Annotated in this window: 22 protein-coding genes; 5 read left to right on the forward strand and 17 right to left on the reverse strand. The window is 70.4% G+C overall.

All coding sequences use genetic code 11. The features are described 5' to 3' along the window. Positions 1-14: 14 nt before the first annotated feature. The 8 genes from AB0K35_RS22635 to AB0K35_RS22670 all read right to left on the reverse strand — a co-directional run bounded on the left by AB0K35_RS22635 (position 15) and on the right by AB0K35_RS22670 (position 8,918). A complete protein-coding gene (locus AB0K35_RS22635; RefSeq protein WP_363887337.1) occupies positions 15-860 on the reverse strand; it encodes a DUF559 domain-containing protein in 846 nt (281 codons plus the stop codon). Between the two features lie 255 nt (positions 861-1,115). Beyond that, on the reverse strand, positions 1,116-1,883 hold the full coding sequence (locus tag AB0K35_RS22640; protein WP_363887385.1) for a G5 domain-containing protein: 768 nt from the start codon (positions 1,881-1,883) through the stop codon (positions 1,116-1,118). 270 nt (positions 1,884-2,153) lie between these two features. After that, on the reverse strand, positions 2,154-3,335 hold the full coding sequence (locus AB0K35_RS22645; protein WP_363887339.1) for a saccharopine dehydrogenase C-terminal domain-containing protein: 1,182 nt from the start codon (positions 3,333-3,335) through the stop codon (positions 2,154-2,156). Further along, entirely contained in the window at positions 3,335-4,801 is a 1,467-nt protein-coding gene (locus AB0K35_RS22650; RefSeq protein ID WP_363887341.1) for an FAD-dependent oxidoreductase, read from the reverse strand. The genes AB0K35_RS22645 and AB0K35_RS22650 overlap by 1 nt, the downstream gene beginning before the upstream one ends. Then, positions 4,798-5,613 (reverse strand): ABC transporter permease, encoded by an 816-nt coding sequence (locus AB0K35_RS22655; RefSeq protein ID WP_363887343.1) that lies wholly within the window; start codon positions 5,611-5,613, stop codon positions 4,798-4,800. The genes AB0K35_RS22650 and AB0K35_RS22655 overlap by 4 nt, the downstream gene beginning before the upstream one ends. A 58-nt stretch (positions 5,614-5,671) precedes the next feature. Further along, positions 5,672-6,580, reverse strand: a complete 909-nt coding sequence (locus tag AB0K35_RS22660; protein ID WP_363887346.1) for an ABC transporter permease — start codon at positions 6,578-6,580, stop codon at positions 5,672-5,674. Then, complete coding sequence (locus AB0K35_RS22665; protein ID WP_363887349.1) at positions 6,577-7,728, reverse strand: ABC transporter ATP-binding protein; 1,152 nt, start codon at positions 7,726-7,728, stop codon at positions 6,577-6,579. The genes AB0K35_RS22660 and AB0K35_RS22665 overlap by 4 nt, the downstream gene beginning before the upstream one ends. 5 nt (positions 7,729-7,733) lie before the next feature. Continuing rightward, positions 7,734-8,918: a spermidine/putrescine ABC transporter substrate-binding protein gene (locus AB0K35_RS22670; RefSeq protein WP_363887351.1), complete on the reverse strand. Its 1,185-nt coding sequence runs from the start codon at positions 8,916-8,918 to the stop codon at positions 7,734-7,736. Between the two features lie 214 nt (positions 8,919-9,132). Between AB0K35_RS22670 and AB0K35_RS22675 the strand changes: the two genes are divergently transcribed. Together AB0K35_RS22675 and AB0K35_RS22680 are read left to right on the forward strand one after the other, a co-directional pair. Further along, positions 9,133-9,645 carry an Lrp/AsnC family transcriptional regulator gene (locus AB0K35_RS22675; protein ID WP_091394101.1) on the forward strand — a complete coding sequence of 171 codons (513 nt, stop codon included), beginning with the start codon at positions 9,133-9,135 and terminating at the stop codon, positions 9,643-9,645. Positions 9,646-10,874: 1,229 nt separating this feature from the next. Then, positions 10,875-12,221 (forward strand): aspartate aminotransferase family protein, encoded by a 1,347-nt coding sequence (locus AB0K35_RS22680; RefSeq protein WP_238666625.1) that lies wholly within the window; start codon positions 10,875-10,877, stop codon positions 12,219-12,221. Between the two features lie 222 nt (positions 12,222-12,443). Here the strand turns inward: AB0K35_RS22680 and AB0K35_RS22685 are convergent, their stop codons facing one another. Next, positions 12,444-12,812 (reverse strand): DUF3499 domain-containing protein, encoded by a 369-nt coding sequence (locus AB0K35_RS22685; protein ID WP_091394110.1) that lies wholly within the window; start codon positions 12,810-12,812, stop codon positions 12,444-12,446. Positions 12,813-12,965: 153 nt separating this feature from the next. On the opposite strand from AB0K35_RS22685, the gene AB0K35_RS22690 reads away from it, so the two are divergent. Further along, positions 12,966-13,415, forward strand: a complete 450-nt coding sequence (locus tag AB0K35_RS22690; protein ID WP_238666626.1) for a metallopeptidase family protein — start codon at positions 12,966-12,968, stop codon at positions 13,413-13,415. Positions 13,416-13,562: 147 nt separating this feature from the next. Here the strand turns inward: AB0K35_RS22690 and AB0K35_RS22695 are convergent, their stop codons facing one another. From AB0K35_RS22695 to AB0K35_RS22720, 6 genes are all read right to left on the reverse strand, one after another. Continuing rightward, complete coding sequence (locus tag AB0K35_RS22695; protein ID WP_007455784.1) at positions 13,563-13,820, reverse strand: WhiB family transcriptional regulator; 258 nt, start codon at positions 13,818-13,820, stop codon at positions 13,563-13,565. Between the two features lie 458 nt (positions 13,821-14,278). Continuing rightward, positions 14,279-14,608, reverse strand: coding sequence for a phospholipase (locus tag AB0K35_RS22700; protein ID WP_238666627.1), 330 nt, complete (start codon positions 14,606-14,608; stop codon positions 14,279-14,281). A gap of 20 nt (positions 14,609-14,628) precedes the next feature. Next, positions 14,629-16,023 carry a DUF4331 domain-containing protein gene (locus AB0K35_RS22705; protein WP_357363705.1) on the reverse strand — a complete coding sequence of 465 codons (1,395 nt, stop codon included), beginning with the start codon at positions 16,021-16,023 and terminating at the stop codon, positions 14,629-14,631. 52 nt (positions 16,024-16,075) lie between these two features. Next, a complete protein-coding gene (locus tag AB0K35_RS22710) occupies positions 16,076-16,354 on the reverse strand; it encodes a hypothetical protein (protein WP_196921188.1) in 279 nt (92 codons plus the stop codon). A 162-nt stretch (positions 16,355-16,516) separates the two neighbouring features. After that, complete coding sequence (locus AB0K35_RS22715) at positions 16,517-19,060, reverse strand: bifunctional FO biosynthesis protein CofGH (protein ID WP_238666629.1); 2,544 nt, start codon at positions 19,058-19,060, stop codon at positions 16,517-16,519. 487 nt (positions 19,061-19,547) lie between these two features. Next, entirely contained in the window at positions 19,548-20,552 is a 1,005-nt protein-coding gene (locus AB0K35_RS22720; RefSeq protein WP_363887356.1) for a hypothetical protein, read from the reverse strand. A 98-nt stretch (positions 20,553-20,650) separates the two neighbouring features. Between AB0K35_RS22720 and cofD the strand changes: the two genes are divergently transcribed. Both cofD and AB0K35_RS22730 read left to right on the forward strand, forming a co-directional pair. After that, complete coding sequence (cofD, locus tag AB0K35_RS22725; protein WP_357363697.1) at positions 20,651-21,598, forward strand: 2-phospho-L-lactate transferase; 948 nt, start codon at positions 20,651-20,653, stop codon at positions 21,596-21,598. Next, positions 21,595-22,680 (forward strand): coenzyme F420-0:L-glutamate ligase, encoded by a 1,086-nt coding sequence (locus AB0K35_RS22730; RefSeq protein WP_238666632.1) that lies wholly within the window; start codon positions 21,595-21,597, stop codon positions 22,678-22,680. The genes cofD and AB0K35_RS22730 overlap by 4 nt, the downstream gene beginning before the upstream one ends. A gap of 31 nt (positions 22,681-22,711) precedes the next feature. Here the strand turns inward: AB0K35_RS22730 and AB0K35_RS22735 are convergent, their stop codons facing one another. Continuing rightward, the gene (locus AB0K35_RS22735; RefSeq protein ID WP_238666633.1) at positions 22,712-23,704 is read right to left on the reverse strand and encodes a winged helix-turn-helix domain-containing protein; all 993 of its coding nucleotides are present in this window, start codon (positions 23,702-23,704) and stop codon (positions 22,712-22,714) included. Between the two features lie 281 nt (positions 23,705-23,985). Then, on the reverse strand, positions 23,986-25,032 hold the full coding sequence (locus AB0K35_RS22740) for a DUF4185 domain-containing protein (RefSeq protein ID WP_238666634.1): 1,047 nt from the start codon (positions 25,030-25,032) through the stop codon (positions 23,986-23,988). Positions 25,033-25,058: the final 26 nt, after the last annotated feature.

The following is a 25,058-nucleotide window of genomic DNA, read 5'->3' on the forward strand; positions in this document are numbered from 1 at the left end:
GGGGCGGGGCGGGGTTAGGAGAGGGCGGCTCGGATGGTGGCTTTGATGTGTTGGGGGCGGCGGTAGAGGTCACGATCGGTGAAATAGCGCATCCGCCAACCGGCCGCATCCAGCCAGTTGACCCGTTCCCGGTCGTGCCTGAGCCGGTCGCGGTCCAGGTGCGACAGTCCGTCGTACTCGATGCCGATTCGGTGTTCGCGGTAACCCAGGTCGAGCCGGTACAGGGGGATGCCATGGCGGTCGGCCACCCATAGTTGCGGCTCCGGCGGGGGCAGCCCTCCGTCGATCAGGATCAGTCGCAACTGGCTTTCCTGTCGGCACTCCGCCCGACCGTCCGCCAGCGGTATGAGTTGCCGGGCCTGGCGCACACCACGCAATGCGTTGTGTGCCGCAACCTCGGCCAGCAGGTCGTCCTGGGTGACCAAGCCCGACCGGAGCGCGGCGTCGAGCACCGGGAGTGCGTCGAGCCGCCGAACGGCGCGAGCCAGGTCGACTGCACAGCGAGCCGCTGGCACGCAGGGCAGATCTCCAACGAAGACGGGCCGAGCGGGTAGGACCGTCCGGTGGACTATCACCCCGGGCAGACGCGGCTTTTGCACCTCGGCGGGCAACTGGATGTGAATCAGATCGTCGCGCAGCACCCCGAAGCCGTATCGGCGAGCGGCACTCTGCCCCGCCAACATCGCCCCATCGGGTAGCCGGAGCATCAGTGCACGCAGCGTGTCATCGTCGCTGCAGGGTTGGTCGGCGTAGACCCCTCTGCGTACGCGGTGCAACTCCTCGCGGTCGAGCCGACTACGGATCCGACCGACGGTGAGCTGCCGCATGAGTGCGTCAGTACGCCACAACTGAGTAGCCATGGAAGCAGGCTGACCAATCCAGGACCCCATAGAGGTCCCGCGATGACCACCTGTGGAAAACGATCCCCCTTGTGGACAACCCCCAACCCCACCCCCTGCCGTGCTAGCGCCTCACACTGCAGGAGTCCCACCCAGAACCCTCACCCCCGCGATCTTGCACTTCCTGTCGTCGATATGCCCGATAGGAAATGAAGAGTGAGCACAGAAAGTGCAAGATCGCCGGGGCAGGGGGTGGGGGCAGGGGTGGGGGTGGGGTTAGTCGCAGGCTATGCCGTCGCCGTCTCGGTCCAGGTCGTAGATGTCGTTGCCGATGACCCTGATCGGTCCGCTGACGTAGGCGGGGCCGTTGCCACTACCACCCGCGCAGTCGACGTCGCTGGCGATCGGGACGCAGCCGCTGTAGTTCGGGTCGCACTTCGACGACTGCGGCTTCTTGGTGCCGACGGCCACCACCTGGGTCACCGGCTGCTTCGTCACGGCGGACTTGACCAGCTTCTTGGCGGTCCGCACACCGTCGGTGGTGGTCACCTCGTAGGTCAGGGTCCGGACCCCGTTCACGCCCTTGGTCCGGACGACCCGCTTGCCCTCGGCCAGTGACGAGTCCTTGACGGTCCGCTGGCCGTACCGGATGGTGGCCTGTTCCGTCACTGTCGTCACCTGCACCACCGGCGCGGCTGCCGCCGACGAGGGTGCCACCGACGAGGGCGCAGTGGCGGGCTCCGACGGGGGCGCGGTGGAGGGCGCGGCGATGGCCGGGGTGTCCTGGGCCGGTTCGCCGGGCGCGGCCAGGATCGGCTGCTGCGCCTGCTCGGCGGCGGTGCCGGTCTTGGTCGGTTCCGGCTCGCCGGTCAACGCGCCGACGATGGCGGTGCCGGTGCAGCAGAGCAGCAGGATCGACAGCGTCACCGAGCCGAGGATCACGGCGACCCGGCCGGCGGGAGTGGCCCGGCGGAACCAGTTCGGTCGGGGCGTCTGGCCGAACGACGGCGGGTACGGCGGCCCCGGGTTCTGTGGTGGTTGCATCGTCACGGCGATGAGTGTCGTCGCAAACACAGCCTGCAATATCCACCGTCGCGCTCGTCACCTGCGCCTTTCGCCTCAAGGAAAGATCAGTGGGCGCGTTCGTGGGCGACGAGTCGACAGACGTGGCAACCCTCCAGGCTGGCCGGGCAGGGCCGATCGTGCGGGTGTCAACACCGCCAAAAGCCGCAGATCACCATGCACCGCGTCGACAAGGGATCGGAGGCCCAACGGCGGCGACGGAACTGTCGCGATGCCGTCAGCGCCGCATGCTCACCGCTCCTCCACCGCCCATGGTGACCCGTAACCGTTCAGCAGGTCGAGGAAGGGCATCGGGGGCAGCGCTTCCGGTCCGAGCACTCCGACACCGGCCCACGCGCCGCTGGCGAGCAACTCCAACGCGACGACCGGGTTGACGGCGGTCTGCCAGACCACGGCCTGGTGCCCGTACTCCCGCATCGACCACTCGTTGTCGACCACGTGGTACAGGTAGACCTCGCGGGGTTGCCCGTCCGGGCCGAGGCCGCGTACCCAGGTGCCGGCGCAGGTCTTGCCGCGCATCCGGGCACCGAGCGTGGCCGGGTCGGGCAGACTCGCGGCCACCACGTCACGCGGGGAGACGTCGACGCCGCGTACCCGCACCGGGGAGACCGCGTCCAGGCCGAGCTTGTGCAGCGTCTTGAGCACCTCGATGAACTCGTCGCCGAGGCCGTACTTGAAGGTGACCCGCCGGGCCTTGACCCAGCGCGGGATGAGCAGCACCTCCTCGTGCTCGACGTTGACGCACTCGACCGGTCCGATCCCCTCCGGAAAGTGGAACACCTCCGGCTCGGAGAACGGTTCGGTGGTGAACCAGCCCCGGTCCCGCTCCCAGATGACCGGCGGGTTGAGGCACTCCTCGATGGTGGTCCAGATGGAGAACGAGGGCGCGAAGTCGTACCCGTCGACGGTGAGGTTCGCCCCGTCCCGGACACCGATCTCGTCGATCTCACTGAACAGTTCGTCGGCCGCGTAGCGGGCGAACACGTCGGAGAGGCCGGGCTCGACCCCGATGCCGCACAGTGCCAGCCGACCGGCCGTCGACCAGGTGTCGGCGAGCGCGAACTGTTCGTCGCCGAGCTTCACTCCGGTCTCGACGTGCGACAGCGACATCGCCATGTCCAGGTAGTCGGCGCCGGCCGCGAACGCGCCGTTGAAGATCGGCATGACGAACCGCGGGTCGACGGCGTTCAGCACGTGCGTGATCCGGTGCTCCCGGCACAGCGCGGTGATCGCGTCGGCCGAGGAGGCGTCCACCTGGGCGGCGACGAAACGGTCACCGTGCCCGGCGACCGCCCGCTGGGCCCGCACGGGGTCGTGGTCGGCGACCACAATGGTCTCGAAGAAGGTCCGTCGGGCGGCGATGGCTACGGCGGCGGAGCCGACGCCACCGGCGCCGACGAGGAGGACACGCATCAGGAATCAAACCCCAAACCGAAACGATCGAGAGTACGGAGCCAGAGGTCGCGCCGACCCTCGCGCGCGTCGGCGCGGGCCAGTGACCAGCGGGTGAGATTGATGCCGACCGCGCGGACGGGTTCCGGCGGGAACGGCAGTGGCTTGCGGCGAACCAGGTCGAGCCCGGTCAGCGGGGTGTTCCCGCCGTCGAGCAGGTCGAGCAGCACCCGGGCCCCGAAGCGGCTGGCCCCGACGCCGAGGCCGGTGTAGCCGGCCGCGTACGCCAGCCGACCGCCGTAGGCGGTGCCGAAGAACGGGCAGAACCGGGTGCAGGTGTCGATGACACCGCCCCAGCGGTGGCTGAACCGCACGTCGGCGAGCTGTGGGAACGTGGTGAAGAAGTGGCGGGCGAGGGTGGTGAAGGTGGCTGGGCGTTGCTCCAGCTCGGGCGCGACCCGGTTGCCGTAGTGGTAGACCGCGTCGTAACCGCCGAAGAGGATCCGCCCGTCGGTGGTGATCCGGTAGTAGTGGAACTGATTGGCGGTGTCGGCGAGCCCCTGCCGGTTGCGCCACCCGATGGCGTCACGCTGGGCCGCGGTGAGCGGCTCGGTCATCAGCACGTGGTCGTAGACCGGCACCAGGTAGGCCCGCAGCCGGCGCAGCAGCGGCGGGAACGCGTTGGTGGCCAGCACGACCCGGCGCGCCCGTATCGAGCCGGGCAGGCCGGCGGCCCGGGTGTCGGCCCGGCCACTGTCGACCCGGTGGGCGGCGGGGCCGGTGCCCAGGGTGCTGGCGTGCACCGCCGCGCTGTCGGCGCGCAGGCCGGTGACCCGGGTGTGCTCGTGCACGCGTACGCCGAGGTCGAGGCAGGCGCGGCGCAGCCCCCAGGCAAGCTTCGCCGGGTCCACCATCGCCACCCGGTCGGCGTCGAACATCCCACCCAGGTACGTCGGTGAGTGCACCTCGGCGCGTACCTCGTCCCGGTCGAGCAACCGCACCCGGTGGCCGTACCGGCGGGCCAGGTCCGCGTCGGCGGCCAGCCCGTCGAGTTGGTACGGCTCGACGGCGACGGCCAGCTCACCGGTGCGCTCGAAGTCGCAGTCGATGTCGAACGTCGCGACGGTGGCGGCGATGGCGTCCAGGTTGTCCCGGCCGAGGCGCTCCAACTCGCCGACCTCGTCGGGGAACCGGTCGACGCCGTTGGCGAGGCCGTGGGTCAGCGAGGCGGCGCAGAAACCGCCGTTGCGCCCAGACGCTGCCCAACCGCAGGTCCCGGCGTCGACGAGCAGCACGTCCCGGTCCGGGTCCGCCTGTTTCGCCAACAACGCGGCCCACAGTCCGCTGTAACCGCCGCCGATCACCAGCAGGTCGGCGGTGTGCCGACCGCCCAGTGGCGGTAGCGGGTCGGGGCGGTCCGGGCGATCGAGCCAGTACGGCACGGGTGCCGCGTCGGCCAAAGCCCGGCCGGTGTGCGGGAGGGTCATGACGGCCTGGACAACAGCGCGGCGCGGCGGGCCCTCCGGCCCCGCAATGAGCTGAGCCCCACCAGCAGCAGCGCGACCGCGAACATCGCGGTGCCGATGACGTTGACCTGTGGGGGGATGCCACGCTGGGCAGCGCCCCAGACGTACATCGGGAACGTGACAGTGGTGCCGGCGTTGAAGTTCGTGATGATGAAGTCGTCGAAGCTCAGCGAGAAGGCCAGCAACGCGGCGGCCACGATGCCGGGCAGCACCAGCGGCAGGGTGATCCGGCGGAACGTCTGCCACTCGTTGGCGTAGAGGTCCATGGCGGCCTCCTCCAGCCGCCGGTCCATCCCGGCGAGCCGCGCCTTCACGGTCACCACCACGAACGACACGCAGAACATCACGTGCGCGATCACGATGGTCCAGAAGCCCTGCGGTACGCCCGCCGACACGAACAGGGCCAGCAACGACGTGCCCATCACCAGCTCCGGGGTGGCCATCGGCAGGAAGATCAGCACGTTGATCCCGGATCGGCCACGGAAACGGTGCCGGACCAGCGCGAACGCCATCAGGGTGCCGAGCACTGTGGCGACGACAGTGGCGAGAAAGCCGATCTGCACGCTGCGGACCACCGCATCGCACATGTCCGAGGTGGCGCACGGCTGCCGCCAGTTGTCCACTGTGAACTCGTTGAAGTCGTACGACAGCCGGCTCGACGGCCGGTTGAACGACAACCCGGCCACCACCAGGATCGGCAGCGCCAGGTAGCCGAGCACCAGTAACGCCACGATCATCACCCACCGGTCGGCCAACCAGCGCGAGAGCCTCATCGGAGCCGCCTTTCATTCGCGACTGCGGGGCTCCGCTGCGCTGCACTCCTCGCGCTCATCAGAGGACCTCCTCCGTGCCGGCCCTGCGCAGATAGCCGAAGACCACCGCGAGGATCGCCGCCATCAGCAGGAACGACAGCGCGGCGCCCTGCGGGTAGTCCAGTCGGACCAGGAACGCCGAGTCGATGACGTTGCCGATCATGTATTCGTTCGGGGTGCCGAGCAGTTCGGCGTTTATGTAGTCGCCGCTCGCCGGGATGAAGAACAGCAGCGTGCCGGCGACCAGACCGGGCATGGACAGCGGCAGCGTCACCCGACGGAACGCCTGCACCGGGCTCGCGTACAGGTCGGTTGCCGCCTCCAGCAGCCGGGGGTCCAGCCGCTCCAGGCTCGCGTACAGCGGCAGCACCAGGAACGGCAGGAAGTTGTACGTCAGGCCGAGCACCACAGCGAACGGCGTGGCCAGCAGCCGACCGTCCGGGGCGAGCAGGTGCACGTCCCGCAGCAGACCGACGAGCGCGCCGTTGTCCGACAGGATCGTCTTCCAGGCCAGCGTGCGGACCAGGAAGCTGGTGAACATCGGCGCGACGACGCACACCAGCAGCAGGTTCTTCCAGCGGCCGGCCTTCTGCGCGATGGCGTACGCCAGTGGGTAGCCCAGCAGCAACGCCAACACCAGGGCCAACCCGGCGTAACCGAACGAGCGCAGGAACTGCGGCCAGTACGCCTGCAGCACGTCCGGGTAGTTGCTGACCGCCCAGGTCATCGCGTACCCGGTGGAGAGCGAGCCGCTGGGGTCGTACAGGCTGGCCGCCGCCAACTGCCCCAGCGGCACACCGAAGAAGATGAGCAGCCAGGCCGCACCGGGCAGCAACAGGAGGTACGGCAGGAGTCGGCGTCGCCCGGACCGGGCTGCCGGTGGCGCGGGCGGCGGGTGCCCCGCTCTGGTGGGGGCCAGCAGGGTCACGACGACGCACCTACCGGCTCGTCCAGCACCGGCGACGTCCGGTCGGTGTCTGCTGCGTCGCGGGGCAGCAGGAACGCGTGCTGCGGATCCCAGTACGCCACCGCCTCGCTGCCGACCGCCACCGGCGTCGACGTCCCGCTGTTGGCGGCGAAGACCGACAACTCGGTGCCCCAGCCGGTCCGCAGCAGGTACTGCGTGCTGACTCCCACGTAGGAGGCGTCGGTGACCACTCCGGTGACCTGCTGATACCCGGCGGGCACCTGGTCGGCGGAGCCGACCAGAATCAGCTTCTCGGGGCGTACCCCCAGGTGAACCGGGCCGTGCTCGGCCCGCGACCGGCCGGCGGGCACCGAGAAGCGCGTGCCGTGCGCCGTCACCGCTACGTCGCCGCCGCTGGCGCTGGTGGCCTCGCCGGCGAGCAGGTTGGACTGGCCGAGGAAGTTGGCCACGAAGGCAGTGGCGGGAAACTCGTAGATGTCGGCCGGGGCACCCAACTGCTCGATCCGGCCGGCGTTCATCACCGCGACGGTGTCGGCCATCGTCATGGCCTCCTCCTGGTCGTGGGTGACGTGCACGAAGGTGATGCCGACCTCGGTCTGGATGCGCTTCAGCTCGATCTGCATCTGTCGGCGCAGCTTGAGGTCGAGTGCGCCCAGCGGCTCGTCGAGCAGCAGCACCTGCGGCCGGTTGATCAGGGCGCGGGCCAGCGCGACCCGCTGCTGCTGCCCCCCGGAGAGCTGGGCGGGGCGCCGGTTGCCGTAGCCGTCGAGTTGCACCAGCGACAGCATCCGGGTGACCTCGTCGTCGACCGAGCGGATGCCGCGTCGGCGCAGCCCGAAGGCCACGTTCTCGAAGATGTCGAGGTGCGGGAAGAGCGCGTAGCTCTGGAAGACGGTGTTGACCGGCCGCTTGTAGGGCCGCAGCCGGGCGATGTCCCGGTCACCGAGCAGCACCTGGCCGCTGGTCGGCTCCTCCAGGCCGGCGATCATCCGCAGCGTGGTGGTCTTGCCGCAGCCGGACGCGCCGAGCAGCGCGAAGAACGAACCCTGCTCGATGGTGAGGCTCAGGTCGTCGACAGCTGTGAAGACGCCGAACCGTTTGGTGAGGTCGGCCAGGCGCAGGTCGCCGGCGGGTGTCTCGCGCGCCATCCTCGTCACGCCCCGATGACCTGTTGGAACTTGCCCTCGTACTCCTTCTCCTGCTTCTCGTCCAGGGCCATGAACACCTTGGACTTCGACAGCAGCGCCTCGTCCGGGAAGATCAGCGGGTTGGCGGCCAGCTCGGGGTCGATCTTCTCCATCTCGGCCTGAGCGCCAGTGACCGGGCAGATGTAGTTGACGTACGCGGCCAGCTTCGCCGCGACCGCCGGCTCGTAGTAGTAGTTGATCAGCGCTTCGGCGTTGCCTTTGTGGGTGGCCTTGTTGGGGACCATCATGTTGTCGCTGTAGAGCATCACGCCGGAGTCCGGCGCGACGAACCGCACCTTCTCGTCCTCACCGGACAGTTGGATGACGTCGCCGGACCAGCCGATGCACGCAGCGATGTCGCCCTTGGCCAGGTCCGGCGCGTAGTCGTTGCCGGTGAACTTGCGGATCTGCCCGGAGTCGACTGCCTTCTTGAGCTTGTTGAGGGCGTCGTCGAACTGGGCGGCGGTGAAGTTCGCCGGGTCGTGCCCGTTCGACCCGAGCAGCAGGCCCATGGTGTCGCGCATCTCGCTGAGCGCTGTCACCTTGCCCTTGAGGTCGGGGCGGGTGAGCAGTTCGTCGACGGTCCGCAGTTCCTTCGTGACGTTGCCGTTGTAGGCAAGGCCAGCGAGGCCGGACTGCCACGGAATGGAGATCCGGTTCTCGGCGTCGAAGGGGCGGTTGAGCAGCGACGGAAGGAGATTGGCCTGCACGTTCGGGATCTTCGCCGGGTCCAACTTCTGGATCCAGCCGAGCCGGATCATCCGGGCCGCCATCCAGTCGGTCAGCACGATGATGTCCCGGTCGGTGCTCTGGCAGGCGGCGAGCTGGTTCTGCACCTTGCCGAAGAATTCGTTGTTGTCGTTGATGTCCTCGGTGTAGGTCACCTGAATGCCGGTCTTCGTGATGAACTCGTCGAGGCTCGGTCGCTTGGACTCGTCAGTGTCGTCCACGTCCATGTACTGCGGCCAGTTGGCGAAGGCGAGTTTCTTCTCGGTGCCGGAGAGGTCCTCGCTGACGCAGCCAGCTTCGGTCTGTTGCGCGCCCTTGGTGCCGCAGCCCGCGAGGCTGCCGCCCAGGGTGAGCAGGGCGGCCGAACCGAGAGTGCCGGTGAGCAGTCCACGCCGGGAGAGGGGCCGGAGGGGAGTACGCATGACGACTCCTAGGGGGTCATCGTCGGCGGGCGGGACGGGGAGGCACGCCGGCGGGAATGTCGGGAGGGTCAAGTGCCATGGACGACTGATCCTGACATGAGGTGACCTCCCTTACAAGGGATTCCGTTGCGGGAATAGCGATACACGACGAAATACGCCAGACTACGCGGGGATACACGCGCGACATCACGATTCGGGACATGGGGAGCGGGCAATGACAAACCGGCAGCACGAGAACAGCAACGGCGGTCGACGCGTCGCTGTCCGTGACGGTGCCAATCACGCTCTGCTGGATGACGTGGCCAAGCAGATCATCGAGCAGCTTCAGGAGGACGGCCGCCGCCCGTACGCGACGATCGGCAAGGCTGTGGGGCTGTCCGAGGCGGCGGTCCGCCAGCGGGTGCAGCGGCTTCTCGACTCCGGCGTGATGCAGATCGTGGCGGTGACCGACCCGCTCCAGCTGGGCTTCAACAGGCAGGCGATGATCGGCCTACGTACCGACGGCGACCTGGAAGCGGTCGCGGACCGGCTGGCCGAGCTGGACGAGGTCGACTACGTGGTGATCACCGCCGGGTCGTTCGACCTGCTCACCGAGGTGGTCTGCCGCAACGACGACCACCTGCTGGAGATCCTGCAACGGCTGCGCGCGGTGCCCGGGGTGCTCTCCACCGAGGCGTTCGTCTATCTCAAACTCCGCAAACAGACCTACACCTGGGGTACGGCCTGACGCCGCCACCGCTGTGCTCCACGCGGCGCTCGATCCACGCCGCGCTCGATTCACGCCGCGCTTGATCCACGCCGCGCTTGATCCACTCGGTCTTCAGGAAGTCGGGGTGTCGGGGCCGCCCTGACGCCCCGGTTTCCATGAACCCGAGTGGATCAGTGGTCGGTCGCGTCGACCGCGCCCACCGCGCCCACCGCGTCACCCGCGTCACCCGCGCCACCTGACCCACGCCACCCCGACCCCGCGCCCCCGACCCGCCTCACCAGACCCGTAACGCTGACCGCGCCGCCCCGACCCCGACCCCGACTCACGTCACGCCGACCGGTCACCCCGGCGGCCGACCCCCGCCTCCCAGCCCTGCCCTCGCGCTTGATCCACTCGAGTTCACCAATATCGCGGTGTCAACCACGCCCGAACACCGCGATCTCGGCGATCCGGAGTGAATCGAGCCGGCGGCCGGAGGGAGGCGCTACCACCAGCCGGGCCCTTTGGAGCTGATGTCGCAAACGAATCGGCGGACCGGCCGACGTCCACGCGCAGACCGGCAGACCCCCGCGCGACGACCCGGCCGATCTCCGCGCGACGAACCGGCCGGCCCCCACGCACAGACCGGCAGACCCCGGCGCGACCAACCGACCGGCCCCCGCACACAGACCGGCAGACCCCCCCGACGCGACCAACCGACCGGCCCCCGCACACAGACCGGCAGACCCCGGCGCGACCAACCGACCGGCCCCCGCACACAGACCGGCAGACCCCCCGACGCGACCAACCGACCGGCCCCCGCGCACGGACCGGCAGACCCCCCGACGCGACCAACCCGCCGACGTCCACGCACAGACCGGCAGACCCCCGCGCGACGACCGGCCAGCCTGGTCGACGCCGCGAAGCCCGGAAGGGCTCGTGGAGCGGCCGTGACAAGGCAGCCGTGACAAGGCAGCCGTGACAAGGCAGCCGTGACAAGGCAGCCGCGCCAGGGCAGCCCTGATGTCGCAAACGATTCAGCTCCAAAGGCAGCGACCAGCGCACCTCGGGCTCCTGCCGACCGCCGATCAACCTAGCAACAGTGGTGCGGATTCCGTTGCGTCTGCTACGCCTCTGCGCTAAATCCGTCGCCAACCGGCCGTGATACCGCCGATAACACTTGCCTCGGAGGTCGGGGCTGTGCGATAACCGTTGGCAGAGCGGCCGGCTTCACCCCTTTGACCGGCCCGACGACCGATGGGGCTGACATGGCCAACGCCACCGACCACCTCTGGATGCACTTCACCCGGATGGCGAGCTACTCCGCCGGTGAGGTGCCGACCATCGTGCGCGGCGAGGGAGCGTACGTGTGGGACGCGCAGGGTCGCCGCTACCTGGACGGGCTCGCCGGGCTCTTCGTGGTCAACGCTGGCCACGGCCGCACCGAGCTGGCCGAGGCCGCCGCCAAGCAGGCCGGCGAGCTGGCGTACTTCCCGCTCTGGTCGTACGCGCACCCGAAGGCCATCGAGCTTGCCGAGAGGATCGCCGCGCTCACCCCCGGCGACCTCAACCGGATCTTCTTCACCACCGGCGGCTCGGAGGCCGTCGAGGCGGCGTGGAAGCTGGCCCGCGCGTACTTCAAGCGCACCGGGCAGCCCAACAAGTACAAGGTGATCAGCCGCTACATCGCCTACCACGGCACCTCCATGGGTGCCCTGTCGATCACCGGCCTGCCCGGCATCAAGAGCGACTTCGAGCCACTGGTGCCGGGCGCGATCAAGGTGCCGAACACGAACTTCTACCGGGCGCCCGAGCACGGCGACGACCCCGAGGCGTTCGGCCGGTGGGCCGCCGACGAAATCGGTCGGGCCATCGAGCGGGAAGGCCCGGACACGGTCGCCGCGGTCTTCCTTGAGCCGGTGCAGAACTCCGGCGGGTGCTTCCCACCGCCGCCGGGTTACTTCCAGCGGGTACGGGAGATCTGCGACGCGTACGACGTGCTGCTCGTCTCGGACGAGGTGATCTGCTCGTGGGGGCGGTTGGGTGAGTACTTCGGCGCGGTGCGCTACGGATACCAGCCGGACATCATCACCACCGCCAAGGGCATCACTTCCGGCTACGCCCCGCTCGGCGCGATGATCGCCAGCGACCGGCTGATGGAACCCTTCCTCACCGAGACCGGCATGTTCGCCCACGGCGTGACCTTCGGTGGGCACCCGGTCTCCTGCGCGGTGGCCCTGGCCAACCTGGAGGTGTTCGCCCGAGAGGACCTGGTCGGGCACGTACGCGCCAACGAGGACGCCTTCCGGGCCACCCTGGAGAAGCTGCACGACCTGCCGATCGTCGGCGACGTCCGCGGCGACGGCTACTTCTACGGCATTGAACTGGTCAAGGACAAGACCACCCGGGAGACCTTCACCGAGGCCGAGTCGGAGCGCCTGCTGCGCGGCTTCCTCTCGACAGCCCTGTTCCAGGCGGGCCTCTACTGCCGGGCCGACGACCGGGGCGACCCGGTCATCCAGCTGGCCCCACCCCTGATCGCCGAGCAGCAGCACTTCGACGAGATCGAGCAGATCCTCCGCACCGTCCTCACCCAAGCCTGGACCCGCCTCTAACCCGGCCGGACCTCCTGTTGATCAAGAGGTTTGCGTCAGGAACGCGCCGAATGGTGACCGAAACCTCTTGATCAACGCGGGAATGCCCCACCGCACTGCGAACGACCCGCAAGATCGCGCTCGAACATGGAAAGAGTGGGGTCCGAACGGCGTGAGGCCACTACAACCAGGATCGAGTGCGATCTTGGGGCCAGGGGGTGCCGTGTGGGGCACCCTGGCGGGTCAGTGGTTGGGGGGGATCACTCGGAGGTGGCCTCGGCGGCCGGTCTGGTGGGGGTTCTCGGGACGGTTCTGGTCCGGCTCCGGGGGGCGGGGGGCCGGGCGGGCGGCTTCGCGGACCGCTTCGGCCAGCGCGACCAGGTCGTCCGTGGTGGGCGGCGGCGGCTCGAACTCGCCCTCGTGTCGGACGACGTCCCAGCCCCGCGGCGCGGTCAGGCTGCGGGCGTGCGGCTCGCAGAGGTCGTACGTGTGCGGCTCGGCGAACGCCGCCAGCGGCCCCACCACCGCTGTCGACTCGTTGTAGACATAGGTCAATGTGGCGACCGCTTGCCGGGGGCAGCCGTTACGGGAGCAGCGCCGTGGTGACCTCACGTGCGGCAGGGTATCTCCATTACCGGGTCCGGCGCATCGCTTCGCGTTGCGACACGCCCGTCATGGTGATCACAGTCGACCGTCCTGGGCGCGCCGCGCCACTGGAGCGGCGCTGCCGCTGACCAGCCCGGGACGGGCGCTACCCTTTGCCTCATGACGAGCCCGGAACACCGCCGCACCGGCCCCGGCCGGCGTGCGCATCGTGACCGGCACGGGCGCGGCCTGCGCGGACGGCTGGTTCCGGCCACCGTGCCGCTGGCGCGGACCAAGGCCGAGGTCTTCGATGACCTGGTCCTGGACACCGTCGAGACGCTGGAGCGTCGGTTCGCCAAGGAGCTGGCCGGGGTCGAGTTCGCGGTTGAGGATGTCCCGCCGGACCTGAACGTCTACGACTCGGACGTACTGGAGGATGGCGAGGTCCCGCTGGCCCGGCTGCTGCCCGGCCGCCCGGGCCGGCAGGAGGTGCCGCCGCGGATCGTGCTGTACCGGCGGCCCCTGGAGTTCCGGGCGATGGACCGTGAGGACCTCGCCGATCTCGTCCATGACGTGATCATCGAACAGGTGGCGAACCTTCTCGGGGTGGACCCGGACGAGCTCGCCTGAGCCAACCTCCGGGCGGAGAGTCGGGCGGCCCCCACCGCCTCGACCTCACACCACTCAGGCCGCCCCCCGCGCGGACCTGCACCGCACAGACCTCGAACCGTTCAGGCCGCCCCCCGCGCAGACCTGCACCGCCCAGACCTGAACCGCTCAGGCAGCCCGCCGCTTCAACTTGCGCCGCTCCCGCTCGGAGAGCCCACCCCAGATGCCGAACCGCTCGTCGTGACCCAGTGCGTATTCGAGGCACTCGGTCTTGACCTCGCAACGCGAGCAGATCCGCTTCGCCTCGCGGGTCGAGCCGCCCTTCTCGGGAAAGAACGCCTCGGGGTCGGTCTGCGAGCACAACGCCCGCTCCTGCCACTCCGGCGCGTTTCCGAGCAGGTCGGCCACCTCAAGCTGGCCGTCCATCAAATGCCTCCTTGTCGCGCACCGGCGTCATCGCCGCTGCAACCCCCCACGCGAAAGGCGTGCTTGTCCGTCCGGTCCCGTTTTGTTGCGTTCCGTGCGAACAACCCCATTCAAATTACACGCGTGTAATGCGTGCGCCGTCAAGCCAAACTTGATAATGGAGTCGCCCTCCCGACACCCCCGGCCGGCCACTCGGGCCGTCCAGCCTCGCAACCTGCCCTATCGATTCAGACCCCGGCCGAGTAACGCCCTCTCCGGCGAGTTGCCCGACTTTTCTGCCGTGGCGCTTCTCCGACGAGTCGCCGACCGGACGGCACCAGGGACCTCCACCCCTAAGCTGATCTTGGTGGGGGACAGGTTAACGCGGTGCGGCGCAGACCGCCCGTCGAGCTGCGAACAGCACTCGCGCCCCGTCCACAATGTGGACGGGGCGCGGTGGTGAAACCGAGGTTCCGGGGTCAGCCGGCGGCCCCGAAACCGCTGCTGGGCCAGGCAAACTCGGCTATCTCTCCACCATGGACAGAGATTGTGCCGGCGGGCGTACGATCGTCCCACCAGACGGTATAAATTCCGCTCGGCAGATCGGGATAGACCGCACTGTGGAACGAACCGTCCCGCACCCGACGCTCACGCACCGCCGAGTGGACCCGACGGTCGTCGTCGCGACTGATCTCGATCTCCCGGCCGTGCAGATCCCGACCCGTGTAGACGATCAGGGCGCCGGTGTCGCCGCCCAGATCGAGGATGACGGTCCCGGTCTCCGACGGCCCGTACGCGTGCTCGTGCATCCAGTTCGCCCTTCGCCCGATCAGGACGCCGCCGACGGGTTGTTGAACCCGTCGTACGGCGTACCCAGGTAGGGGAAGTTTCCGAGGAACGGCGCTGTCACGTCGGCGGCGCTCAGCCCCGGGGTGACGGCGGCGGCCGCCGCGTCCGGTTGGAACGTCTTGTCCACCAGCGGGACGGTGACCCCGGCGATGGCCCGCAACGCGATGCTGACCACGTCGTCGCCGACCCGACGCCCGTTCGGGAACCCGGCCAGGTCGCCACCGAGCACCCCGAACCGGTCCGGACGCCTGGTGGGCGGGATCGCCGTGTTCAGTCGCAGCATGTCGGCCTGCACTTCACCGGTGCTGTTGGTGAAGCCGTCGATCAGCCCGGCCGGCACGCCGGTGAGCAGGATCGCCACCAGGTCGGCCCGCGCCTTCTTCGCCTTGGTGAGCTTGTCCAGGTTGGGAAAGACGTCCGGGTAGAGCGCCGGCAGCAACGCGGCCAGCTCCGGCTGCTCGACGAACTGGGCGAACCGTTTGTCCTCCGACGGTGGCAGCGAATTCCACAGGTCCTTCTTGGACATCGGCACGATGACCTCGTTGAACAGTGGATTGCCCAACCGCGATACCTGGGTGAACGGGCCGGTGCTGGTGTCCGCCCCGCCCCGGTCGCCGAGCACCCGCACCTGCCGACGCGACGCCGACGTCCACACCCCGATCACCGACGCCCGATCCGCGGCACCGTACCGGTTGGCGCGCCGACGCACCCGCTCCAGCGGCACCTGCACCGCGATGCTGTGCACGTTCATCCGGTCGGTGGCGTTCACCGGCTCGCCCTCGGCCTTGAAGATCTTCTTCCCGGCGACGTGCAGTTGCTGGAACGGCCGCAGCGTGCCGAGGTCGAAGATCGCCCCGAGGTCGACGAAGAACCCGTCGGCGCGCTGCCCGGCGAAGACCCGCTCCCCCGTGGAGAGCGAGTAGGTGGCCTGCCGCACCAGGTCGGCGTACTTCGGGGTGGACAGCGGGCCGACGTTGCACGGCGGACACTGCAGCTTGTGCGCCAGCCGGTGCTCGCGGCCGTCGGCCACCCGGGTCAGGCTGTAGAACTGCCGCCGGTTCCAGGTCTTGCTGTCGAGCGAATCGATCGGGCCGGTGTTGTAGAGAAAACTGTTCGGGTTCGTGATCTCGGTGGTGAATTCGAACCGGTAGGTGACGTCCGGACGACCGTCACCGTCGTTGTCGATATGGATCTCGTAGCGCACGTCGTCGCCGAACTCGAAGAAGTTCGGCCCCCCGGAGGGGAGTTGCAACGGCACGTAGTTGGCGATCAACGTGACCGTGTCGCGTTTGTCGGGGCTGACGAACGCGTACAGGTCGGAGCTGTCGGCGACCGGATCCTTGGCTATCTCCGGGGCCTCGCGGTGGGAAGACATGACGGACCAACCTCACTGGGCGGGGACAGGATGGCGGGGCGGAGAGGGCGGGTCAGCGCCGGGCGGCGCGCCGCAGCCGGTCCGCCAGGCCGCGGTCGCGTACCTCGATGCGCGTCTCACCGACGAAGACGTCCATCGTTCCCGAGTCGGCGTCCCGCAGATGAACGACGATCGGCTCGTCGGCTCGACCGGCCGCCCCCGGGGCGTTCTGCGCGGCCGACAGGCCCGGCACTGTGAGCGCGGCGGCGCCGAGGGTGGCGCTGGCCGCGGCGGTCAACGTCTGCCGGCGGGTCAGTCGCGGCCACTGCCGCTTCCGCTGATCACTGGTCATGGGCAACCTTTCCGGCGGTGGCGCGAGCGCGCCCGCGGAGACGGACGGGTCCGGTGCCGTCACGCGACGCCGCCGGGCCCCTGAGGGGACACCGGCGGCGGTCCTCGCCGCGACCGCCACCGGCATCGCGTGGTACGGCCGGTGGCGGGGAAAGGTTCGACGTCAGGGCCGGGCGTGACCGTACGCAGTCGACCGCTTGCGCGCCGGACGTCCGGCGGCCTTCGCGATGGCCCGCAACTGCTCCTCGGTACGCGCCGAACCGTTGTCGGAACCGGCCATCCGGGAGATGGTCTCCTCCATCAGCGTGCCGCCGAGGTCGTTGCAGCCGCCCTGGAGCATCGCGACGGTGCCCTCGTCGCCGAGCTTCACCCAGGAGCACTGGATGTTGTCGATCCGACCGTGCAGCAGCAGCCGGGACATGGCGTGCACCACCCGGTTCTCACGCCAGGTCGGCCCGGGTCGGGCGATACCCGCCAGATAGATCGGAGCATTCGTGTGCACGAACGGCAGCGCCACGAACTCGGTGAACCCGCCGGTGCGGTCCTGCACCCCGGCCAGCACCCGGAAGTGCGCCAGCCACTGCCCGGGGTGGTCGACGTGGCCGTACATCATCGTGGAGCTGGACCGGATGCCCAGCTCGTGGGCGGTGCTGACCACCTCGACCCAGGCGGCGGCCGGGAGTTTGCCCTTGGTCAGCACCCAGCGCACGTCGTCGTCGAGGATCTCGGCGGCGGTGCCCGGGATGGTGTCCAGCCCGGCCTCGCGTAGCTGGAGCAGCCACTCACGGACCGGCACCCCGGCCTTCGCGGCGGCGGTGACGATCTCCATGGGAGAGAACGCGTGCACGTGCATCTCGGGCACCCGGGCCTTGATCGCGCGCACGATGTCGGCGTACCCGGTGACCGGCATCTTCGGGTCGATGCCCCCCTGGAGGCACACCTCGCTGGCGCCGAGGGCCCACGCCTGCTCGGCCCGGTCGGCGACCTGCTCGACGGAGAGCCGGTACGCGTCGGCGTCCCGCTCACGCTGCGCGAACGCACAGAACCGGCAGCCCACGTAACAGACGTTGCTGAAGTTGATGTTGCGGTTGACCACGTAGGTGACGTCGTCGCCGACCGCCGCACGGCGCACGTCGTCGGCGAGGCGGCACAACTCGTCCAGCGCCGGCCCGTCCGCACCGAACAGCGCCAGCGCGGCATCGGTGTGCCCGGGGTCGAGCAGCGCCGCCGGGTCGTCGGCGGCGAGCCGCAGCCCGGCCGCCAGGTCACGGTCCGCGCCGCTCCCGGCCGGTGCCACTGGTACGCCCGCCCGGCGGGCTGTCGCCTCCGGGGTGACCTTGCCAGCAACCTCGGACCAGTCGCCGTACACGCTGTCGAAGTCGCCGCGCCGGTCGTCGGTGCGGCCGGTGGTGTCGATCGTGGCGTGCAGGTCGACCCGCCCGCCGAACACCTCCTCCGGCTCCTGCCACGGCCGTCCCTGCGGCATCGCCGACTCGACAGCCATGCCCGTCGCCGGGTCGGCCAGGGCACCGACGTGCGGCAGCAACCGTGGGTCGAGCCACGGGTCACCCGCGCGCACGTACTCGGGGTAGATCGTCAACCGCTCCCGCAACGTGAACCCGGCCAACTCGCTGTGCCGGGCCAGCTCGTCGATCTGCGGCCAGGGGCGCTCCGGGTTGACGTGGTCGGGGGTGAGCGGAGAAACGCCGCCCCAGTCGTCGATGCCGGCGCGCAGCAACAGGTCGTACTCGCCGGCGATGAGATTCGGCGGGGCCTGGATCCGGGCCTTCGGGCCCAGCAGCAACCGGGCCACCGCCACAGTGGCGGCCAGATCGTGCAGCTCCGCGTCCGGCATGCCGCGCATCGCCGTGTCCGGCTTGGCGCGGAAGTTCTGCACGATCACCTCCTGGAGGTGGCCGTACTCCCGGTGGACGCGGCGGATCGCGAACAGCGCCTCCACCCGCTCCGCCGGAGTCTCCCCGATGCCGATCAGGATGCCGGTGGTGAACGGCACCCCGACCCGGCCCGCGTCCTCAAGCACCCGCAACCGGACCGCCGGCTCCTTGTCCGGTGAGCCGAAGTGCGGACCACCCGGCTCCGACCAGAGTCGGGTCGCTGTCGTCTCCAGCATCATGCCCATGCTCGGCGCGACCGGCTTCAGCCGTTGCAGCTCCGACCAGGACAGCACCCCAGGGTTGAGGTGCGGCAACAGGCCGGTCTCCTCCAGCACCGCCACCGCACAGGCGCGCAGGTAGTCCAGTGTCGAGTCGTAACCGCGTTCGTCCAACCAGGTCCGAGCCGCCGGCCAGCGTTCCTCCGGTCGGTCACCCAGGGTGAACAGCGCCTCCTTGCAGCCCTGCGCGGCCCCTGCCCGGGCGATCGCGAGGACCTCGTCGCGGTCCAGGAACGGCGCCGGCAGCCGGTGCGGCACCGTCGCGAAGGTGCAGTAGTGGCAGCGGTCCCGGCAGAGCCGGGTCAGCGGAATGAAAACCTTCTTCGAGTACGTGACCACACCCGGCCGCCCGGCGTCCCGCAGCCCGGCGTCGCGGATCCCCCCGGCGAGCCGGAGCAGCTCGTCGAGCGCGTCGCCACGAGCGGACAGCAGCGCGGTCGCCTCATCGACATCCAGCGCCCGCCCGTTCGTAGCCCGGCCCAGGGCCCGCCGCACGCTCGCATCGCTCGGGCCGGAGTGGGTGCGATCAACCATCCACTCACCCTATGCGCAGCCCCACGCCACCCAACCAGTCCCCACCACGCCCGCCCCGAGTGTGCCCCGCCCCGCCCCGCCACCACGCCCGCACCGAGCCCGCACCGCGCGCCCCGTGCCGCGCGCCCCGTGCCGCGCGCCCCGTGCCGCGCGCCCCGTGCCGCGCGCCCGCGCCCGCGCCCGCGCCATGCCGTGCCGTGCCCGCACCGGGCCGCGCCCCCTGCCGCGACGTGCCCCGCCCTGCCCCGTGCCACGCCCCCGCGCCGTCAACCCGCCCTGGGCGCAGGGTCCCCACCCCACCCCGCGTCGATCAAGGAGTTGTGGTGGGTGACAAAGCGTGTTGTAGGGCGCAAATCTGGCACCACAACTCCATGATCGACGCGACGTGGGGCGCCTGCGGCTCGCGATCTTGCAGTTTGTGTCCCGACTTAGGGGACATCTCGCTTGTTTCGACTACCGAAAGTGCAAGATCGGCGCGCTCTTCGGGTCAGCGGGGCTGGTCGGGGTGGTCGTTGGGCTTGATGTGTTGGGTGCGGTCCGTGTCCGGGTCGGCCGGATGGGAGATGACCTCGGTCGGGTCGGCGGACTGGCGCGGGATCGCCTGAGTGGGGTCGGCCGACGGCGGCTGCCCGAACGGCGGCGGCGCGGCCGGGGACGGCGGCGCCGACTGGGGGGCGGGGTTCGCCGGCGGCGCGGACTGCGGGGCCTGGAACGGCGGCGCGGACTGCGGGTGCGGCGGCGCGGACTGCGGGAACGGCGGGGCCGACTGCGGGGCCTGGAACGGGGGCGACTGCTGGCCGTACTGGCCGGCCTGCGGGTAACCGCCGGGCTGGCCGGCCTGCGGGTAACCACCAGGCTGACCGGCCTGCGGGTAACCGCCGGGCTGACCGGGAGCGGGCCATCCGCCCTGCGGCTGGCCGCCGGGCTGCCCCGGGGCCGGCCAACCGCCCTGCTGCTGCGGCCAGCCGGGCTGGGGCTGACCGTAGACGCCCGGCTGCGGCTTGGCTCGCGGCACGTAGTAGTGGGCACGCCAGATGGTGTAGACGACCCAGGCGGCGATCGCGAAGATCACCATCCAGGCGAACCGGGTGAGCACACCGAGCAGCGCGTCGAGCACCTCTGCCTCGGCCAGCCGGCCCACCGTCCAGATCAGCATTGTCAGCGTGCCGAACAGGGCGCTGACCGCGTACTCGACGACAGCTGCCTGTGTGATCAGCTTCGCCTTCGCCAACACGGGCGAGATGTGCGTGGCCAACAGCACCGCCAGCAGCGGGAGGCCCACCGCCTCCACTCCGACGAACGCGTAGAAGGCGCTGCCCGCGCGGTCGGTGAAGGAGCTGTAGTCGTTCGGGGCGATGAGCCGGAGCAGGCCCACGAAGAGGAACACGGCGTTGGCGCCAAGCAGCACGAGCGCGGCGAGCTCCCGCAGTGGCTTGGTCAGCTGGCGGGCCTGCGTCGCGTCGGCGGACGCGGGCTCGGCGGGGCTGGTCACGAGCTCCCCCTCGGGGCATCAACGGACAGGGCGCACGTGAGCCTAGTCTCCCGGGCCACCCACGGATCGGAGGCGTCACGTGCGCGAGGATGGTCGACATGCGCATCGTGGTTCTGGCTGGCGGCATCGGCGGCGCCCGGTTCCTGCTCGGCGTCCGGGCGTACGCCCGTGACGTCGGCGCGGAGGTGACCGCCGTTGTCAACGTCGGCGACGACCTGTGGTTACACGGGTTGAAGATCTGCCCCGACCTGGACAGCGTCATGTACACGCTCGGCGGGGGCGCCGACCCGGAGCGGGGCTGGGGTCGGGTCGGCGAGAGCTGGACTGTCAAACAGGAGTTGGCCGCGTACGGGGCGGAGCCGACCTGGTTCGGCCTCGGCGACAAGGACATCGCCACCCATCTGGTCCGCAGCACCATGCTCAACGGCGGTTACCCGTTGAGCGCGGTCACCGAGGCGCTGGCCAGCCGCTGGGAGCCGGGCGTACGCCTGTTGCCGGCGACGGACGACCGCCTGGAGACCCATGCCGTGGTGGAGGACGACCAGGGTCAGCGGGCGATCCATTTCCAGGAGTGGTGGGTGCGGTACCGGGCCGACATCCGCACGCACCGTTTCGTGTTCGTGGGCGCGGAGACGGCGAAGCCTGCCCCAGGGGTGCTGGACGCGATCGCCTCGGCCGATCTGGTGCTGGTCGCGCCGAGTAACCCGGTGGTGAGCGTCGCGCCGGTGCTGGCTGTGCCGGGGCTGCGTGCGGCGGTGGCGGACGGCCCGGCGCCGGTGGTGGGTGTCTCCCCGATCATCGGCGGCGCGCCGGTGCGGGGGATGGCCGACCGTTGCCTGGCGGTGCTCGGTACGGAGTGCAGCGCGGCGGGGGTGGGTCGGCTCTACGGCGGCCGGGCGAGCGGCGGCCTGCTCGACGGTTGGCTGGTGGCCGAGGAGGACGCGGGCACTGTGGTGCCCGAGGTGACGGTCCGCGCGGTGCCGCTGCGGATGACGGACGAGGCGGCGACGGCGGCAATGGTCCGCGCCGCGGTGGAGTTGACGTGAGGCTGGAAATTCTGCCGGTGCTCGGCATCGGTCACGTGACCGAGGGTGACGATCTGGCTGCGGTGATCGCGACTGCTGCGCCGTGGTTGCGCAACGGCGATGTGCTGGTGGTGACCAGCAAGATCGTTTCCAAGGCGGAGGGGCGGCTCGTCGACGTGCCGGCGGACGGGCCGGAGCGGCTTGCCGCACGGGACGACGTCCTGGCCGGTGAGACCGCCCGGGTGGTCGCCAGTCGGGGGGCGACCCGGATCGTGCAGACCCACCACGGCTTCGTCATGGCGTCGGCGGGGATCGACGCGTCGAACGTGGACAAGACCCAACTGGTGCTGCTGCCGGTCGACCCGGACGCCTCGGCGCGGGCTCTGCGGGACGCGCTGCGGGAGCGCTACGACCTGGAACTCGCCGTGATCATCAGCGACACGATGGGCCGGCCCTGGCGCAACGGGCTCACCGACGTGGCGCTCGGGGTGGCCGGAATGCCGGCCATCCGCGATCACCGGGGCGAGGTCGACCCGTACGGCAACGAGTTGCAGTTGACCCAGATGGCGGTGGTGGACGAGCTGGCGGGTGCCGGCGAACTGATCAAGGGCAAGTGCGATCAGGTCCCCGTGGCGGTGGTGCGGGGCTACCTGCCGGCCGCCATCCCGGACGACGCCGGTGGCGCGCGGGCGCTGATCCGCGATGCGGCACAGGACCTGTTCTCGCTGGGTACCGCTGAGGCCCACGCCGCGGGGCTCTCCGACGCCGCCACCCTGGCCGACGGTCCCGGCCCGACACCGGCCGACCTGAGCGCTGTGCGACGGGCGATCGACGCGGTCGCCGGGGTGGTCGCCCCCGGCACGGTCTTCACGCTGGTCGACGAGGCCGAGGTACGCGCCGGTCTGGTCGCCGAGATGCCCGGGTGGCCGGACGGCGCCGACCTGGTGCTCGGCTCGGCCCCGACGCCCGTCGAGCCGATGGGTCTGGTCCGCTTCGGCGCCGACCTGCACCGGCTGCGCGTCGCCCTGGCCGCACAGGGCGTCGGGTCGACACTGTTGCCGCCACCGCCCGGCAGCCCGGCGAGTGCTGCGCTCGCCCTGTAGGACCACCCTCGGCCGGCGCGGAAGGCCCGGGTCACGCGTCCAGCATGGCCCGGCCCAGCGGGGTCAACGTGTGCAGCACGCTGTTGCGTTCGCGGTGGCTGACCAGCAGACCAGCGTTGCGCAGCACGGTGGCGTGCTGGCTCGCCGCCGCCGGTGAGATGTTGAGCTGGCGGGCGACCTCCCCGGTGGTGCAGCCCTCGTCGCTGGCCTGCAACACCGCCGCCCTGGTGCGGCCCAGCAGTGCGGCGAGTGATTCGCGGGCAGCACCGGAGGCGGCGCTGGGGTCGGCGGAGACCAGCGCGCCCAGCCGGTCCACCGGGTAGACCAGCACCGGTGGCAGCGCCGGGTCGAGCAGTGCGACAGGGGTGGCCGCGCAGAAGAACGACGGCACCAGCAGCAGTCCACGGCCGTCCAGGTGCAGTTCCCGGCTGTGCGGGTAGCTGCGGACCTCCAGCACCCCGCTCTCCCAGCGCATCGTTGGCCGGAGGCTGGTGAGCAGGCCCTCGACGCCGCCGTCGAGCAGCGCCCGCGCCCGCCGGGTGCGGTCCGCCGCGACCGCGGCCTGGATCCGGCTCCAGTACGGGCTGATCGCCAGCGACCGGTACTGCTCCATCGACTCGGCCAGGTGGTGCAGCGCCGACACCTCACCCCGGGCGAGCGCGGCCGCCGAGGAGGGCAGCTGGTTCTCGGCGGCCAGCACGCTCAGGTCCCGCTGCAACAACTGGGCGGGGGTACGGCGGAGCGCGTCCAGCCCGGCCTCGAAGCCCTCGACGCTGGCGTACGGGGTGAGGAAGTCGGGGAAGTAGCCACGCGGCGGGTTCAACGCGAAGAGCAGGCGGAGCTGCTCGGAGGCGGAGTCCTGGCGCAGATCCCGGGCCACGCTGCGCCGCCAGTTGGCGGTCAGCGGATCGCGGGTGCGGCCGCGCAGCACGTGCAGGCTGAGGACCAGCTCCCAGACCGGGTCCGCCGCCGGTGCCACCCGGGTCCGGAGGATGTCCTCCCCAGAAAAGTGGATCTTCAGCATGGAGCGCTCCTGTGTCGCCGGCAGGGGGGGTGCCGGATGACCGTTCGACTCTACCTGGCCGGCACTAATCTCCATCTTTAAGCCTGGACTGAAAAACCTCGACGCCTCCGGGGCGGGTTCGGCATGCTTCCCATGCCCGAACACGGCGCCGCGCGTCCTTGACGCCCGTGCTGCCGGGGGCACCGGGACCGGGGAGGCCCCGGTGATCGGACGGCACCACGAGGGTCTGCGGCCCTTGTTCCGCAGAGGTGCCGTCCGGTCATCCCGCCCCCCGCGCCGGCTCAGCCGACCCAGAGCGCGACCCGATGGTCCTCGTCCGTGACGTAGAACGACAGTCCGTCCAGCTCCGCCACGCCCTCGACGTGGTGAAACGGGGCCAGGTCCGCCACCTGCTCCCCGACGAGCCGCCGCCCGTCGCCCGCCTCGCCACCGGTCAGCCGGAAGCGGACGTGTCGGGAGGTGACCTCACCCCCACCCGGATGGTCGTCGAGCAGTACCGACCCCTTGCCCAGCGCGTCGATCGAGCCGATCACGGCCGCGTACCCGCCGTCCGACGTCGGGGTGATCGCGCGGAAGCCGGTCAGCTCCCCCGGCGGAGTGACGCCAGTCAACGCGTACGCGCCCAACGCCCGCGGCCACTCCCGCTCGGCAGTGAACATGCCCGGCACACCGGCCACCTCGACCAGGATCGGCTCACCGGCGTCGGTGACCGGAAAACGCAGCCCGAGCAGCACCGTCCCGGCCGGGGTGAACGCCGCAGCCTCCACGTTCAACGGCAGGTCGTCCCTGGCCAACCGGCTCACCCAGCTCTTCTCCCGGACGGTTCCCCGGGCCAGCGTCTCCACGATGAACCGTTCCCGCACCCGCTCCCCCGCCGGCAGGAGGGTCAGCGGCGACGCGGCGAGAGCATCGTTCACCGCCCGGTGCAGCCGAAACGAGTTGCGTACCACGTGCACCGGCACCGGCCCGGCCGCCGCGTCGTCCTCACGGAACCGGGCCACGAAGGCGCGCCGAGGTCGCAGCGGGCCAGCCTTCGAGCCGAAGTGGGAGCCGAAGACGTACACCCAGCCGTCGTGGTGGGCGAGCGCCTCACCGTCCTCGGTCCGCCCGTTCTCCACACCGGCATCCGCCCGCACGTGCAGGGCCGTCCACTCCCCGTCGTCGCCCTCCAGCAGCAGCGCGAGGCAGCGCTCCACCGGCCCCTCGTCCAGCACGGTCCAGAAGCCCCGCCGGGCACCGTACGCCCGCAGCAGCGCCGCCGACCGCACCGGCAACAGATCGCTGGCCTCGTTACCGGCCACCACGAATTCGACGAGTCGCACTGTCACCGGGCCAGCGTACGGAGCACACGCTC

The organism is Micromonospora sp. NPDC053740 (genome assembly GCF_040677775.1).
Taxonomy (GTDB): Bacteria; Actinomycetota; Actinomycetes; order Mycobacteriales; family Micromonosporaceae; genus Micromonospora; species Micromonospora alfalfae.

What these genes read in the sequence shown, in the direction of transcription:
- AB0K35_RS22635 (WP_363887337.1), bottom strand. Translation starts at nt 860, where the DNA reads ATGGCTACTCAGTTGTGGCGTACTGACGCACTCATGCGGCAGCTCACC.
- AB0K35_RS22695 (WP_007455784.1), bottom strand. Translation starts at nt 13,820, where the DNA reads ATGGACGGCCAGCTTGAGGTGGCCGACCTGCTCGGAAACGCGCCGGAG.
- AB0K35_RS22655 (WP_363887343.1), bottom strand. Translation starts at nt 5,613, where the DNA reads ATGAGGCTCTCGCGCTGGTTGGCCGACCGGTGGGTGATGATCGTGGCG.
- AB0K35_RS22715 (WP_238666629.1), bottom strand. Translation starts at nt 19,060, where the DNA reads ATGGTTGATCGCACCCACTCCGGCCCGAGCGATGCGAGCGTGCGGCGG.
- AB0K35_RS22705 (WP_357363705.1), bottom strand. Translation starts at nt 16,023, where the DNA reads ATGTCTTCCCACCGCGAGGCCCCGGAGATAGCCAAGGATCCGGTCGCC.
- AB0K35_RS22700 (WP_238666627.1), bottom strand. Translation starts at nt 14,608, where the DNA reads ATGCACGAGCACGCGTACGGGCCGTCGGAGACCGGGACCGTCATCCTC.
- AB0K35_RS22670 (WP_363887351.1), bottom strand. Translation starts at nt 8,918, where the DNA reads ATGCGTACTCCCCTCCGGCCCCTCTCCCGGCGTGGACTGCTCACCGGC.
- AB0K35_RS22735 (WP_238666633.1), bottom strand. Translation starts at nt 23,704, where the DNA reads ATGCTGAAGATCCACTTTTCTGGGGAGGACATCCTCCGGACCCGGGTG.
- AB0K35_RS22690 (WP_238666626.1), top strand. Translation starts at nt 12,966, where the DNA reads ATGACGAGCCCGGAACACCGCCGCACCGGCCCCGGCCGGCGTGCGCAT.
- AB0K35_RS22650 (WP_363887341.1), bottom strand. Translation starts at nt 4,801, where the DNA reads ATGACCCTCCCGCACACCGGCCGGGCTTTGGCCGACGCGGCACCCGTG.
- AB0K35_RS22675 (WP_091394101.1), top strand. Translation starts at nt 9,133, where the DNA reads ATGACAAACCGGCAGCACGAGAACAGCAACGGCGGTCGACGCGTCGCT.
- AB0K35_RS22710 (WP_196921188.1), bottom strand. Translation starts at nt 16,354, where the DNA reads ATGACCAGTGATCAGCGGAAGCGGCAGTGGCCGCGACTGACCCGCCGG.
- AB0K35_RS22640 (WP_363887385.1), bottom strand. Translation starts at nt 1,883, where the DNA reads ATGCAACCACCACAGAACCCGGGGCCGCCGTACCCGCCGTCGTTCGGC.
- AB0K35_RS22645 (WP_363887339.1), bottom strand. Translation starts at nt 3,335, where the DNA reads ATGCGTGTCCTCCTCGTCGGCGCCGGTGGCGTCGGCTCCGCCGCCGTA.
- cofD (WP_357363697.1), top strand. Translation starts at nt 20,651, where the DNA reads ATGCGCATCGTGGTTCTGGCTGGCGGCATCGGCGGCGCCCGGTTCCTG.
- AB0K35_RS22680 (WP_238666625.1), top strand. Translation starts at nt 10,875, where the DNA reads ATGGCCAACGCCACCGACCACCTCTGGATGCACTTCACCCGGATGGCG.
- AB0K35_RS22665 (WP_363887349.1), bottom strand. Translation starts at nt 7,728, where the DNA reads ATGGCGCGCGAGACACCCGCCGGCGACCTGCGCCTGGCCGACCTCACC.